The organism is Chryseobacterium sp. MHB01 (assembly GCF_034651565.1).
Taxonomy (GTDB): Bacteria; Bacteroidota; Bacteroidia; order Flavobacteriales; family Weeksellaceae; genus Chryseobacterium; species Chryseobacterium nepalense.
The window spans coordinates 251,233-264,116 of the sequence record NZ_JAYEDA010000004.1 but is presented as its reverse complement, the minus strand read 5'-3'; the positions used below and the strand labels follow the sequence as shown (position 1 = coordinate 264,116).

The following is a 12,884-nucleotide window of genomic DNA, read 5'->3' as shown; positions in this document are numbered from 1 at the left end:
ATCTTTTTATGTGGTTACTTATAAATTAAACAATAGCTACAGTTTTTTCTTTATTCTTTCAATTCCTAATTTGATGTTATTTTTTATTCTTTGTATATATTCATCTTGATATGTATAATCTGAAAACATACCAACATCAATCAATGAATATAGTGAATAATCTAAATGTGGTTCAAGTCCTTTATGACATGTATGACATAATGTTATAAGATTCTTTTCTTCTGTTAAACCACAGTGAGAATGGGGAGTTATATGATGTAAATGTAATTCTACGTGCTCATTATTTTGAGGAGAAGCTCCACAAACTTTACATCTTAAGTTATCTCTCTTAAGAATTCTCATCCTTAATTTGGGGTTGGCTGCTCTGTTGAATTTAGTTTTTGGAATCGACTCTATGTTGTGATAACCTCCATAATAGGTCTTTACATTTTTTTTGGGTTTAATTAATTCTGATAGATATAATTCACATAGTTTTTTTGTAATTAGTCCATTACCGCCAAATAAATTCATAAAATATCCCAAATCAGTTTTGTTATTAATAACTAACAATGGTTCTTTAACATCTTTAAAAAGTTGAATTGCAATATCTGGCATAATTAGAGAGGGCTCTCTTATTTCAATCAATGGATTATTTTCATCATTTCCACACCAATTTGTCATAATGGTGTAATTGAATTTGTTATTTTCCTCAGAATATACTGAAAGTTGATAATAATCAGTGTTTTCTAAAGGTTTTTGAGAAATCAGTCTCTTTAATTCTATACCTAAATTTTTCTTTTTTTCCATAGTATTGTTGTGAAATTGCAACGAATATATAAATTTACATATTACTCTAATATATAATTGCTATAGTATTTTTTTTGTTTTAGCTATTTACTTGTAGATCTTTAGACATAAATATATTATTTCCTTTGCAAAATAATAATTTAAACAAAAAACCGCTCTGAAAATCAGAACGGTTAGTATATAAATTGTCTTGGCGACACGCCATTACATCATTCCTGGCATTCCTCCGCCCATTGGCATGGCCGGTTCGTCTTTTTTCACTTCAGTGATCACACATTCAGTGGTTAATAACATTCCGGATACGGAAGCTGCGTTTTCAAGAGCTACTCTTGTTACTTTCGTAGGGTCGATGATTCCTGCTTCAAGCATGTTTACATACTCGTCGGTTTTTGCGTTGTACCCGAAGTCACCTTGTCCTTCTGCTACTTTCGCAACGATTACAGAACCTTCACCCCCTGCGTTGGCAACGATTTGTCTCAATGGCTCTTCGATCGCTCTTTTTACGATTTTGATCCCTGTACTTTCGTCAGAATTGATTCCTGTAAGATTTTCCAAAGCAGCAATCGCTCTTACCAAAGCTACACCACCTCCTGCAACGATACCTTCTTCAACGGCCGCTCTTGTTGCGTGAAGCGCATCATCCACTCTGTCTTTTTTCTCTTTCATTTCTACTTCAGAAGCAGCACCTACGTAAAGAACAGCAACACCACCCGCTAACTTAGCCAATCTTTCCTGAAGTTTTTCTCTGTCGTAATCAGAAGTAGTCGTTTCCATCTGCGCTTTGATCTGGTTTACTCTACCTTTGATCTTGCTGTCTTCACCACCACCGTTTACAATGGTTGTGTTGTCTTTATCGATAGAAACTTTTTCAGCAGTTCCCAGCATATCTAAAGAGATGTTTTCCATAGTGAAACCTTGCTCTTCAGAAATTACCTGTCCGCCAGTTAAGATTGCGATATCTTCCAACATTGCTTTTCTTCTGTCCCCGAATCCAGGTGCTTTAACGGCAGCAATTTTAAGAGAACCTCTTAATTTGTTTACCACTAAAGTTGCTAAAGCTTCACCTTCTACTTCTTCAGAGATGATTAATAGAGATTTACCTCCCTGAGCAATCGGCTCAAGAACAGGAAGCAATTCTTTCATCGAAGAGATTTTTTTCTCAACTAAAAGGATATATGGATTCTCCAATTCAGCAAGCATTTTCTCAGGGTTGGTCACGAAATACGGTGACTGGTATCCTCTGTCGAACTGCATTCCTTCTACAACGTCTACCGTTGTATCGATTCCTTTTGCTTCTTCTACGGTGATTACCCCTTCTTTACCTACTTTTCCGAAAGCTTCAGCGATCAAAGCACCGATTGTTTCGTCGTTGTTAGCAGATACAGAAGCAACCTGTTTTACCATTTCCGTAGAATCACCCACAGTTTTAGACTGGGATTTAAGGTTTTCAACAACAGCGGTTACCGCTTTGTCGATTCCTCTTTTCAAATCCATTGGGTTAGCTCCTGCAGCTACGTTTTTAAGACCTTCTCTTACGATAGCCTGTGCCAAAACGGTAGCGGTAGTCGTACCGTCACCCGCGATGTCATTGGTTTTGGAAGCCACTTCCTTCACCATCTGAGCACCCATATTTTCAACTTTGTCTTCAAGTTCGATTTCTTTTGCAACAGAAACCCCGTCTTTGGTTACGTGAGGAGCACCGAAAGATTTTTCGATCACCACGTTTCTTCCTTTTGGACCTAACGTTACTTTTACTGCATTAGCCAATGCATCTACCCCTCTTTTTAAAGCGTCTCTTGATTCAATATCGAATTTTATTTCTTTTGCCATTGTTTTAAGCTTTTGGCGATTTGCTTTTAGCTTTTGGCTTCAGCAATTCGCGGTTTATTTTTATAATTTGATTTTTTAATTTCCGTTTAGCCTGTTCCAAAGTGTTGCAAGCTTCTTTTTTAAGGTTGTTAATCCGGATAAAAGATTTTGATAATCATTTTCCTCAATGTAATCCAAATCTTTAGCAAGAATTAACTGGTTTTCGGCTTCGTTGGACGATCCTAATGCAATATTGATGAAATTAGCAAATTCTTTATCAGAATTTCTTCCACTTCCTTCTGAAATATTAAATCCGATTGAAGCAAAATGATCTTCTGATCTGAGAGTTTAATCCAAAAATTTCTTCTTTAGAAAGTTTTTTTTGGTTGCAGTATAAATTTTTAAAGTTAATTGATAACTCAATTGCCAAACTTCAAACTTTTTAAAATCTCTTATTTTGCTAGTTTCAATGCTGGAAAGCCATTAGCCAAAAGCCATCAGCTATTAGCCGATTATTCCTAAAAGATCTCCTTCTTTTACAATTAAATAATCTTTTCCTTCCAGTTTTAATTCAGAACCTGAATATTTTCCATAAAGAACTTTGTCACCTACTTTAACAGTTGTAGGCTCATCTTTTTTTCCAGGGCCTACTGCCACCACAGTACCTTCCTGCGGCTTTTCTTTTGCGGTGTCCGGAATAATAATACCTGAAGCTGTTTTAGTTTCTGCAGCGATCGGCTCGATCAAAACTCTGTCTGCTAATGGTTTAAAGTTTACTGACATAATATATTTAATTTTTTAATTATTTCTGTCTTCTAATTCGCTAATTGTATGCCAACCATTTTTGAGTGGCTGAAATGGCAGATTTTTATTTTTAATGTGAAATTTTGACACTTTTTATTTTTAATTTAAACAAATTTGTACATTTGGGGTTCAAAAAAATATAAAATGATGAAAAACAAAGTCTTATTACTTTTGTTTTGCCCCCTGCTATTCAGTGCTCAGGTGGGTATAAACACTACAACACCTAAAGGTATTTTTCATATTGACGGAGGTAAGGATAATGCTGCCATTTCTACGGCTACCCAGGAACTCAATGATTTTATCGTAAAATCGGATGGAAAAGTTGGCATTGGTACTGCTGATCCTATAGATCTGTTGTCTATAGCCGGCCAGGGCGATGCTGATATCAATGTCGGGCTGTTTTCGGGTTCCAGTACTTCGCAGTCTATCGCGTATCACAATGTGATGACGGGTGGAACACCTGCTTCACCTACGGTTGTGGGAAATGGAAGATCTATTGCTGCATTTGAAGGATATGCTTATAATGTTGCTGCTGCTGCGCCCAATTTATTAGGCTCTTTGGTATTGAGAACAGGCCGTAACGGAGGTGGCGAAGTCTGGTTCGGAACATCGCCTACCAATTCAAGCAATTATGTCAACCACTATAACAGCTCTATAGATAAAGACGGTAATTTCGGCATCGGAGTAGACCCAACGGTAAGAACGGCCAATACCAAGCTGGAAGTAAATGGCGTGATCAGTTCCACACCGCAGACATTAACTGCAAACGGAAGCAACATCACAAGCACAGTGGTAAGCGTAAATCCTGCCGTTAATGACGATGATTTTTTCCTTCCGAATCCCGTTTCAGCACCCGGAGCAATTATTTTTGTGAGGAATATTTCAAATTCCAACACGGCTGAAATAAAGACTTCTACAGGAACTATTATTAATGCATCGAATGTAGGCGGGGCAAGCAATTTTTTCATGGTCGGACTGGATAATAATGCCGCTAAAACAAAAACGGTTATGTTTGTCAGTGATGGTGTAAACTGGACTGCTTTTAAACCAAGTAATTAATAACAAACAATCCCTCACAAAATTTGTGAGGGATTATTTTATCAGAATATATTTTTTATTTTGTATTAACTGAAGCTTATCACTGTTTTTTTCCTGAAGCCTGCATCGGATTTACTTTTCCGTTGGAAGCTCCTCTGGTATTTCCGCCTTCTTTTTGTTTGAATAATTCAAATTTGGAAACCTGGGCATTTCCGCCATCGCTGCTCCAGAAATTATTGGATGTATCAATATCGGCTGTTTCTCTCATCGGGTCAAGCTGAATTGATTTTAATTTTTTGTCGAAATAATACGTCCTGGAAACTTTCTGTTCATTCAGTCTCCAGATCTGTGCTGAAGATTTATCGGTAAGTTTTGTTCCGTCTTCGAAAGTAAATTCAAGAATAATCGGCATTACGAGGCCTCCTTTATTTACAAAATCAATCTGGTATGCGGTAAGATTTTTAAACTTATCTTTTTCCTTCTGCGTTAAAGGTTCGGTCCCTTCTATTTTGAAGGTGTATTCTTTATTGTTGTCAACTTTTTCCTGGCCTCTGTCGTAACGGTAATAGAAATCCTGAGCTTCCTTGTCTTTCTCCACATAGAACGTAATATTTTTATCTTCTCTGTTTCTGATTTTTGAAATATCTTCAAAATCATTTACAGCAGGCTTATCAACTTTATATTTTGTCTCTTTGGCTTGTCTGGCAGGCGTTTCAAGATCCGGAGTTGCAATGGTTACCTTATCGATGGCAATATCTACAGGATCTGTTCCGTAGAACCATCCTCTCCAGAACCAATCCAGGTCTTCACCGCTTGCATCTTCCATTGTTCTGAAGAAATCTGCAGGTTCAGGATGTCTGAAAGCCCATCTTTTAGCATAGGTTTTAAAAGCTTTATCAAAAAGCTCTCTTCCCATGATGGTTTCACGAAGGATGTTCAATCCTGTTGCCGGTTTTGAATAGGCATTCGGACCAAACTGAATGATGTTTTCAGAATTTGACATGATGGGTTCCAGCTGATCTTTAGGAAGTTTCATGTAATCCACAATAGTCCATGCCGGTCCTCTTTTTGACGGGAATTTATTGTCCCATCTTTCTTCGGTAAGATATTCCACAAAAGTATTCAGTCCTTCATCCATCCAGCTCCACTGTCTTTCGTCCGAGTTAATGATCATCGGGAAGAAGTTGTGGCCTACTTCGTGAATCACTACGCCCAGCATTCCGTTTTTAATTCCCTCAGAATACGTTCCGTCTTTTTCTGTTCTTCCGTAGTTGAAGCAGATCATAGGATATTCCATCCCGTTTGCCGCTTCCACAGATTGTGCTACAGGATAAGGATAAGGGATTGTAAACTCCGAATATGTTTTGATGGTATGCGCTATCGCTTTGGTTGAGTATTTTCTGTATAAATTATATGCCTCTTTGGGATAAAAGCTCATTGCCATTACCTTGTTGTTATTCTCGGGAATAAGGACGCCCATTCCATCCCAAACGAATTTTCTTGAAGAAGTCCATGCAAAATCTCTTACGTCATTGGCTTCAAACGTCCACGTTTTTCTCTGTTTTGAATGGTTTTTCTCTGCTTTTTTCGCTTCATCCAGGGTTACGATTTCAACAGGTTCTGCTGAAGTTTTGGACTTGTTATATCTTGCTAACTGTTCTGAAGTTAAGACCTGATCATAGTTTTTACATTCTCCCGTTCCGCCTACGACATGATCTGCAGGAACATTCATCGAAACTTTAAAATTTCCGAAAACGAGGGCGAATTCACCTCTTCCCGTAAACTGGTGATTCTGCCAACCGTGGAAATCGCTGTATACGCACATTCTGGGATACCATTGGGTCATGGTATAAAGATCGTTTCCATCTTCCGGGAAATTTTCGTAACCACCACGGCCACCCATTTTTATTCTGTTCGGGATGTTGTAATTCCAGTCTATTTTGAAAACAAGCTTTTCTCCTTTTTTTAATACTTTAGGTAAATCAATACGCATCATGGTTTTGTTTACCGTGTACTTTAAAGGATTTCCGGAAGCGTCCGTTACTTTTTCAAGGTTCACGCCGTATCCGTTATCCGAAACAGGAAGTTCTGTAGGACGCAACTGCTGATCGTTTGAAGCTTTCGGAAGGGTAGATGAATACGGGAAGTCTGCTTTTTTTACGCTTGACTGTTGATTTTCATCTAACTGAAGCCATATATAATCAAGGTCATCCGGAGAATTATTATAGTAGGTGATGGTCTCGGAACCTTTCAGATTTCTTTTATCTTCGTCAAGATAGGCGGTAATGTTATAATCGGCTTTGTTTTGCCAGTATCCGTGACCGGGCGCTCCGGAAGCGGTTCTGTAAATATTAGGAGTGGGAAGAATAGTCCCAAGCTGTTCGAATTTATTTCCGTGATTGCTTCCGGGATTATTCTGAATATTTTGTGCGGTGAAACCCGTATATGCAAATACAGAAAGGGAAAGTATGACAACTTTTAGTTTCATAACCGAAATTGTTTTAAAGATTTTCAAATATAATAATAAGTAGCTGAAAAATTGAAAATGTTTCAGGCTTAAAATGGAATTCTTTCTAAAGTCATTTTTAAGGATAAGGCAAAGACTCCTGAAGACACGAAAAGAACCCAATCTTTCTGATTGACTTTAAAAACTTTTAACAAAATGAACAGAATCATTAAAATTCCGAAGACAATTGCAATTTGCCCCAGCTCCAGCCCGATATTAAAACCCAACAGCGGAACAGCAATACTCTGGCTTTTGGCAATCATGACCCGCGCCGTATTGGCAAATCCCATCCCGTGGATAAGGCCGAAAATTAATGCTAAATAATAATTGGCGTTATTTTGAGATTTCTTTTTATTTCGGATGAAAATATTATTCAGAGAAGTTAAAACAATGGTAAGCGGAATGAGAAATTCTACCCAAGCAGAATTGATTCTTATAATATCAAAAGTACTTAATGCTAACGTTATTGAGTGACCGATAGTGAATGCCGTAACAAGAATTAAAATTTTCTTCAGATCATTAAACGAATATACCGCGATCAATGCCAATACAAAAAGCTGATGATCGAGAGCGTCCAAAGAAATAATGTGTTCCCAACCGAGATTCAGATAGAATAAAAAATCCTGCATTTCCAATATTATTTTTGAAATGCGATGATACAAAATTTATTTTAACTTTGTGTAAAATTGAATTGATGAACCTTACAATAGAAATAGATAACAAAGAAGATTATTTTTTCGTCAAACAACTTTTAGGAAGATTGAAAGGGGTAAGAATTGTTAAGAATGATTATGAAACGCTTGAAGGTCTGCCCTCTCATGTCTTTGAAGAGATCGAAAAGTATGGAGAATCGCTGAAGAATGATGATATGATTTCAAAAAAAGATTTCTTTAAATTTATTGATGAAGAAATATGCAGGTTGAATTCTCAGAAATAGCTAAAAAGACTTTAGCCGAAAATATAGAATTTCTCAAGAAAGTATGGACTAATCGTGAAATTGTAATTTTCTTAGAGGATGTAAAAAAAATAACAGATGATCTTGAAAATGGAAAATATTCTCAGTTCCAGAGTTCCTTTCAAAAAACAAGAAGTGTATTAATCGGCAAAAAGCATGTAAGAATGTTTTTCCGTAAAGAAAATGATTCTCAAATCAAAGTTCTTCTGTTTTTCGATATGCGGCAAGATCCTCAAAAAATACTTGGTTTATTACAATGAAAAATCTCTTTTTTTTCTTTTCCGTTCTCATTCTATTTTTCTCTTTCACGGAGTTGAAACATCCTTATCATGTTGGTTCTGTAGAAATTAATTACAATCAGAAATCAAAAACATTTGAAATGACCGGCCGTTTTTTTCTGGATGATCTGGAGAATGGATTAAATAACAAATATGGAAAATCACTGCATTTCAATGATCCGAAATTTAAACCACAGCTTAATGAAGCATTGAAAAATTATTCTGCAGAATATTTTAAGCTAAAAGCAAATAATAAATTACTGAACGTAAAGTTTATTGGTTACGAAGAAGACCAAGAATCCATAAATATTTACCTCGAATCTGAGAAAATAGAAAATCCTAAGAAGGTAGAAGCGGCAGTGAGTTTTTTATATAATTTATTTGATGATCAGATCAATATTGTACACATTATCGTCAACGGAAACAGGAAAAGCGAGAAAGTGACCTACCCGAATCGCTACTTATTTCAACAGTTTTAAATTAATTTTCCAGCTGTAAAAGAGCGTTAATACCTTTTGCATGTTCCATAAGATCGGGAAAAAAATCATCGTAACATTCCTGAAGGAAATTTTTATTCTTTAAAAAAGCTTCGTGAACAGCAATATCTGTGTCTAAATATTTTGCTTTGTTCAGAACATTTCTCATGCTGTAACCGATATTTTTTTCAAAACGGTAATTATACAGCCAGTCGCCTTCTTCCATTTTTACAAGCATGCTTTTGAAATTTTCCGGAAGGAAGTCATAATTTTCATTTAATACGCGATAAACCTTTTGGGAATGATTTTTCCAGCCTTCCAAAGAATTAAGGCTTAAATCATTCGCTACAAAATAATCCATTGCCACATCTACAAAGGCTCCGGCGTATAATCTTACCAAAGGTGCAAAAACTTTTTTTGCCTCATGAATGGCGGGATGTGCATCTGTAAAAGTATCAATTGCGCGGTGCAAAGTAATACCATCCTGAATATCTTTCGGGAAAGAAAAACGGTCTTTATTGCGGATAAAATCTTCCAGAAACTGCCCGACAATCTGTCCGTCGGTGAAAGTAAGGAAAGAATGGGCCAGGTAATTCATAGCGTGAAGATAAGAAATTTTCCGCTGAAAAAGCTGGGTGCAGGGAAGGCTGTTAGAGCTTAAAGCTCTAACAGCCTTTTGAACTTTCCAGCAAAGCTTTAATTGCGTCCAAAGATACCGATAGATCATTAATTCCATTTTTAATACTAAATAACGACGAATAGCGATAATTTTCTGCATTCATGTTTATTCCGTGTTTTACCGGATTGTTATGGATGTAAAGGATGGTATTGGTCAACTGCTCATGAGAGTCAATGAGCTTTCTCCTGAATGGCAGTTCAAACAATTTTCCTGTTCTTCCGTAATGCTTATTGATAGCCTGGGTATAGCTGTTAAACATATTGGAAAATTGCTGACTTATGATCTTGGAAACTTCAATTGTATCTTTGTGAGGGAATATTAATCGGATTTCCTTTTCTGATTTAATCTTAACAAGAATGTGAAAATGATTTTGTAGCAAGCAATATGCATAGATATTGACAACTGAAGATAGTTTAGATTCCATTAGTTTGATAAAATAATGATAATTTCTATCATTAAAAAATATCTTTTGACTATTAATTCCTCTGTTGAAAATATGATAGAAGCATTCTGCCTCTAAAGGGTAAATATTTTTTTTCATGCGTGTGTTTTTTAGTTTGGCAAAGGGCAAGACTGTTAGAGCTCTAAGCTCTAACAGTCTTAGAAAAGGCGTTCATGGAAATCTTCAATTTTACTCACTTCTTCGATCTTGATTCCGAATTTTCTTTTTGGAAGTTTATTGAGATTGGAAATAAAAATTTTCTCATAGCCTAATTTTTCAGCTTCTGTAATCCGCTGTTCCGCCTGTGCAATCGGACGAATTTCCCCGCTTAAGCCAATTTCTCCTGCAAAACAATAATGTTCGGAAATCGCAATATCTTCATTAGAGGAAAGAATAGAGGCGACAACGGCTAGATCCAGTGCCGGATCATCTGTTTTTATTCCTCCTGTGATATTTAAGAAAACATCTTTTGCACCCAGCTGGAAACCTGCTCTTTTTTCCAGAACAGCAAGAAGCATATTCAGTCTTTTGGCATCAAAACCCGTGGAACTTCTTTGTGGGGTTCCATAAACGGCCGTACTTACCAATGCCTGAATTTCCAACAGCATCGGGCGGTTTCCTTCCAATGTCACGGCTACAGAGTTTCCGGAAAGTTCTTCAAATTTTTTGGTAATCAGGATTTCGGAAGGATTTTTAATTTCTTTTAATCCCTGGGAAACCATTTCATAAATTCCAATTTCCGAAGTGGATCCGAAACGGTTTTTGTTGGCTCTTAATAATCGGAAGAGATGATTTCTGTCGCCGTCAAAATTTAAAACGACATCAACCATGTGTTCCAGCACCTTTGGGCCGGCAATCTGCCCGTCTTTGGTAATGTGACCCACTAAAAATACGGGAACATTGTTTTCTTTAGCATATTTAATAATTTCGTTTGAACATTCCCGGATTTGAGAAACCGTTCCGGGTGAGCTTTCAATCAATTGAGACTGCAGCGTCTGAATGGAATCGATAATAACGAAATCAGGGTCCAGTTTTTTGGCTTCATGAAGAATTTTTTCAAGACTGGTTTCTGTGAACAAAAAACAGTTGGGATTCTGAATATCCGTTAATCTGTCGGCTCTCATCTTGATCTGGGATGCACTTTCTTCCCCGGAAACATAGAAGATTTTTTTCTTCATTTTTAAAGCCAGCTGAAGAAGCAGGGTAGATTTGCCAATACCGGGCTCTCCGCCAATAAGGGTTACGGATCCTAAAACAATTCCGCCACCCAAAACGCGGTTGAGTTCTTCGGAAGGGGTTTTTATTCTTGGTTCTTCGCTGGTTTCAACCTCAATGATGTTGATCACGTGCTGTTTTGATTTTGAAAACGGAGGTGTTTTTGATGAGGTTTTTTCTACTACTTCTTCCACCAGGGTATTCCATTGCCCACAGTTTTTGCATTGCCCCATCCATTGGGAAAATTGTGTTCCGCAGTTCTGACAGAAATATGCTGTTTTAAGTTTTGCCATACTGCGAAGTTCAAAATTTTTTTTGAATTTTTCTTTCGAATTTTAGTTAATTTTCGGGCATGAAAAATATTTTTTTGAGTTTGATGGTTTTTGTGGTGATGTCACTTTTGCATGCGCAGTTAACAGATTGTATTGTGAAATACCTCAGTCTTCCCGGAGGAGATTATGGTATGTACTCAATATTTATTCTTATTTTTTGTTCTGTTATTACTGCAATTGGTTTGCTAACGGTGATTATTTTCCGAAAACATTATTATTCAATTCTTCGGATTGCAATGTTGTTTGAAATTATTTATTTGTTGTTTTTAGTAATTTCAGGAAATAATCCTTTTATTTATTTTTCAGACTCCACTAGTGAAAATCTCCTGAAAATTTTCATGTATGTAATTTCATTTATCGTTCTATTTATTATGTATTTGGTTCATCTAATTTATTCTAAAATAATTTTATCCAAATCAAAAAACTAACATAGATCAATGCTAAATTACAAGAACGGACTTACTTTTGTATCATAATTTTAATCTAAAAAATAAATCCAATGAAAAAGGTATTTTTAACTTTTGTATTTGCGCTTTTAAGCATGGTAGGCTTTGCGCAGACAGGGTGGCAGGTAGATCCGATGCATTCTTCTGTTAATTTTAATATTAAGCATATGGGAATCAGCTTTGTGCAGGGGAGGTTTGATAAGTTTGACGGTAAGGCAGTTACTAAAGGAAATACCCTTGATAATGCGGAATTGAGCTTCAATGTAAATGTAAGCTCAATCAACACCGGCGTGGAGATGAGAGATAACCACCTGAAAAGTGCGGATTTCTTTGATGCAGAAAAATTTCCTGCCATGACTTTTGTAACAAGTTCAGTTGTTAAAGAAAAAAACAATTCTTATGTGGTTAAAGGAAAATTAACGATAAAAGATGTTACCAAAGAAATAAGCGTTCCTGTTACTTTCGGTGGGGTTACCAAAAACCAGCAGGGTAAAGAAGTGATGGGTTTCCAGGCTTCATTTAAAGTAAACCGTCTGGATTACAACATCAAATATGATCCTACGGGAGCCGGTGTTGCAAAAGACGTTGACGTGAACTTATATTTTGAAATGGTGAAGCAATAATTTTCATATATAAATTTGATTTAGAAAAAGGTTTTCAGTTTCTGGAAACCTTTTTTATTTATTTCCTGCGAGCAGATCAAGATAAGTGCTCTCTAAATCGATGTATTCATTTTTCCAGTCCTGAGCAGTTTTCTCCATTTTTTCAAACTTAACATTTGAAACTTCAATTTCTTCGAGATGGTCTACCATATTTCTATCTTCAATATGGTCAAAATATTCAGCATACCAAACATTAAGAAGCTGATTTGAAATTTCGATGTACAGTTGTTCCCCAATCAGGCTTTTAAAAATCATATGATAGTTTAGGACATTTTCTTTAAAATGAATAGATATACATTCGTAATAATCATGATGACGCTCTGTAAAATAAATATTAAACCGATTATTTTTCCAAAATGGCAAATTGTCGAATTTTAGTAACAACCCATTTTCATTTACCAGTTCAATATATTTCAGATAAACTAATTGATTGATAATTTCCATTGTAAATTTTAT

Annotated in this window: 15 protein-coding genes; 5 read left to right on the top strand and 10 right to left on the bottom strand. The window is 36.2% G+C overall.

Annotation, left to right across the window (positions count from 1 at the left end; genetic code table 11):
• Window positions 1-36: 36 nt before the first annotated feature.
• The 4 genes from U9K52_RS09245 to U9K52_RS09235 form a co-directional block, all read right to left on the bottom strand.
• Entirely contained in the window at window positions 37-786 is a 750-nt protein-coding gene (locus tag U9K52_RS09245) for an HNH endonuclease (RefSeq protein ID WP_248394929.1), read from the bottom strand.
• Between the two features lie 204 nt (window positions 787-990).
• Entirely contained in the window at window positions 991-2,616 is a 1,626-nt protein-coding gene (gene groL, locus U9K52_RS09240; RefSeq protein ID WP_248394928.1) for a chaperonin GroEL, read from the bottom strand.
• Window positions 2,617-2,691: 75 nt separating this feature from the next.
• Window positions 2,692-2,901: a four helix bundle protein gene (locus U9K52_RS21280; RefSeq protein ID WP_248394968.1), complete on the bottom strand. Its 210-nt coding sequence runs from the start codon at window positions 2,899-2,901 to the stop codon at window positions 2,692-2,694.
• Window positions 2,902-3,099: 198 nt separating this feature from the next.
• Window positions 3,100-3,378 carry a co-chaperone GroES gene (locus tag U9K52_RS09235; protein ID WP_029295711.1) on the bottom strand — a complete coding sequence of 93 codons (279 nt, stop codon included), beginning with the start codon at window positions 3,376-3,378 and terminating at the stop codon, window positions 3,100-3,102.
• Window positions 3,379-3,543: 165 nt separating this feature from the next.
• Here U9K52_RS09235 and U9K52_RS09230 point away from each other — a divergent pair, with 165 nt between their 5' ends.
• On the top strand, window positions 3,544-4,458 hold the full coding sequence (locus U9K52_RS09230; protein WP_322926092.1) for a hypothetical protein: 915 nt from the start codon (window positions 3,544-3,546) through the stop codon (window positions 4,456-4,458).
• Between the two features lie 79 nt (window positions 4,459-4,537).
• Here U9K52_RS09230 and U9K52_RS09225 read toward each other — a convergent pair whose 3' ends face one another.
• Both U9K52_RS09225 and U9K52_RS09220 read right to left on the bottom strand, forming a co-directional pair.
• Entirely contained in the window at window positions 4,538-6,925 is a 2,388-nt protein-coding gene (locus U9K52_RS09225; RefSeq protein ID WP_322926091.1) for a M1 family metallopeptidase, read from the bottom strand.
• Between the two features lie 68 nt (window positions 6,926-6,993).
• Window positions 6,994-7,572 (bottom strand): HupE/UreJ family protein, encoded by a 579-nt coding sequence (locus U9K52_RS09220; protein WP_263602272.1) that lies wholly within the window; start codon window positions 7,570-7,572, stop codon window positions 6,994-6,996.
• Window positions 7,573-7,637: 65 nt separating this feature from the next.
• On the opposite strand from U9K52_RS09220, the gene U9K52_RS09215 reads away from it, so the two are divergent.
• Genes U9K52_RS09215 through U9K52_RS09205 form a run of 3 tightly spaced genes read left to right on the top strand, consistent with a single transcriptional unit; the run spans window position 7,638 to window position 8,655 of the window.
• Entirely contained in the window at window positions 7,638-7,880 is a 243-nt protein-coding gene (locus U9K52_RS09215; protein ID WP_322926090.1) for a hypothetical protein, read from the top strand.
• Window positions 7,856-8,158, top strand: a complete 303-nt coding sequence (locus U9K52_RS09210) for a hypothetical protein (RefSeq protein ID WP_263602273.1) — start codon at window positions 7,856-7,858, stop codon at window positions 8,156-8,158. Before U9K52_RS09215 ends, U9K52_RS09210 begins: the two co-directional genes overlap by 25 nt.
• Window positions 8,155-8,655 carry a DUF6702 family protein gene (locus tag U9K52_RS09205; RefSeq protein WP_322926089.1) on the top strand — a complete coding sequence of 167 codons (501 nt, stop codon included), beginning with the start codon at window positions 8,155-8,157 and terminating at the stop codon, window positions 8,653-8,655. Before U9K52_RS09210 ends, U9K52_RS09205 begins: the two co-directional genes overlap by 4 nt.
• Window position 8,656: 1 nt before the next feature.
• Here the strand turns inward: U9K52_RS09205 and U9K52_RS09200 are convergent, their stop codons facing one another.
• From U9K52_RS09200 to radA, 3 genes are read right to left on the bottom strand one after another with little or no spacing between them, the layout of a single operon-like run.
• Window positions 8,657-9,388: an ACP phosphodiesterase gene (locus U9K52_RS09200; protein ID WP_322926088.1), complete on the bottom strand. Its 732-nt coding sequence runs from the start codon at window positions 9,386-9,388 to the stop codon at window positions 8,657-8,659.
• The gene (locus U9K52_RS09195) at window positions 9,318-9,872 is read right to left on the bottom strand and encodes a transposase (protein WP_322926087.1); all 555 of its coding nucleotides are present in this window, start codon (window positions 9,870-9,872) and stop codon (window positions 9,318-9,320) included. Before U9K52_RS09195 ends, U9K52_RS09200 begins: the two co-directional genes overlap by 71 nt.
• Before the next feature lie 59 nt (window positions 9,873-9,931).
• Window positions 9,932-11,281: a DNA repair protein RadA gene (radA, locus tag U9K52_RS09190; RefSeq protein WP_263602275.1), complete on the bottom strand. Its 1,350-nt coding sequence runs from the start codon at window positions 11,279-11,281 to the stop codon at window positions 9,932-9,934.
• A gap of 538 nt (window positions 11,282-11,819) precedes the next feature.
• Between radA and U9K52_RS09185 the strand changes: the two genes are divergently transcribed.
• Window positions 11,820-12,389: a YceI family protein gene (locus tag U9K52_RS09185; protein WP_263602276.1), complete on the top strand. Its 570-nt coding sequence runs from the start codon at window positions 11,820-11,822 to the stop codon at window positions 12,387-12,389.
• Window positions 12,390-12,443: 54 nt separating this feature from the next.
• On the opposite strand, the gene U9K52_RS09180 is transcribed toward U9K52_RS09185, so the two are convergent.
• Window positions 12,444-12,872, bottom strand: coding sequence for a hypothetical protein (locus U9K52_RS09180; protein WP_322926086.1), 429 nt, complete (start codon window positions 12,870-12,872; stop codon window positions 12,444-12,446).
• Between the last annotated feature and the right edge of the window lie 12 nt (window positions 12,873-12,884).

Bases quoted from the DNA above. Each gene is read 5' to 3' on its own strand.
- U9K52_RS09230 (WP_322926092.1), top strand. From the start codon at position 3,544: ATGATGAAAAACAAAGTCTTATTACTTTTGTTTTGCCCCCTGCTATTC.
- U9K52_RS09245 (WP_248394929.1), bottom strand. From the start codon at position 786: ATGGAAAAAAAGAAAAATTTAGGTATAGAATTAAAGAGACTGATTTCT.
- U9K52_RS09220 (WP_263602272.1), bottom strand. From the start codon at position 7,572: ATGCAGGATTTTTTATTCTATCTGAATCTCGGTTGGGAACACATTATT.
- U9K52_RS09180 (WP_322926086.1), bottom strand. From the start codon at position 12,872: ATGGAAATTATCAATCAATTAGTTTATCTGAAATATATTGAACTGGTA.
- U9K52_RS09205 (WP_322926089.1), top strand. From the start codon at position 8,155: ATGAAAAATCTCTTTTTTTTCTTTTCCGTTCTCATTCTATTTTTCTCT.
- U9K52_RS09210 (WP_263602273.1), top strand. From the start codon at position 7,856: ATGCAGGTTGAATTCTCAGAAATAGCTAAAAAGACTTTAGCCGAAAAT.
- U9K52_RS09195 (WP_322926087.1), bottom strand. From the start codon at position 9,872: ATGAAAAAAAATATTTACCCTTTAGAGGCAGAATGCTTCTATCATATT.
- U9K52_RS09225 (WP_322926091.1), bottom strand. From the start codon at position 6,925: ATGAAACTAAAAGTTGTCATACTTTCCCTTTCTGTATTTGCATATACG.
- U9K52_RS09185 (WP_263602276.1), top strand. From the start codon at position 11,820: ATGAAAAAGGTATTTTTAACTTTTGTATTTGCGCTTTTAAGCATGGTA.
- radA (WP_263602275.1), bottom strand. From the start codon at position 11,281: ATGGCAAAACTTAAAACAGCATATTTCTGTCAGAACTGCGGAACACAA.
- groL (WP_248394928.1), bottom strand. From the start codon at position 2,616: ATGGCAAAAGAAATAAAATTCGATATTGAATCAAGAGACGCTTTAAAA.
- U9K52_RS09215 (WP_322926090.1), top strand. From the start codon at position 7,638: ATGAACCTTACAATAGAAATAGATAACAAAGAAGATTATTTTTTCGTC.
- U9K52_RS09200 (WP_322926088.1), bottom strand. From the start codon at position 9,388: ATGGAATTAATGATCTATCGGTATCTTTGGACGCAATTAAAGCTTTGC.
- U9K52_RS09235 (WP_029295711.1), bottom strand. From the start codon at position 3,378: ATGTCAGTAAACTTTAAACCATTAGCAGACAGAGTTTTGATCGAGCCG.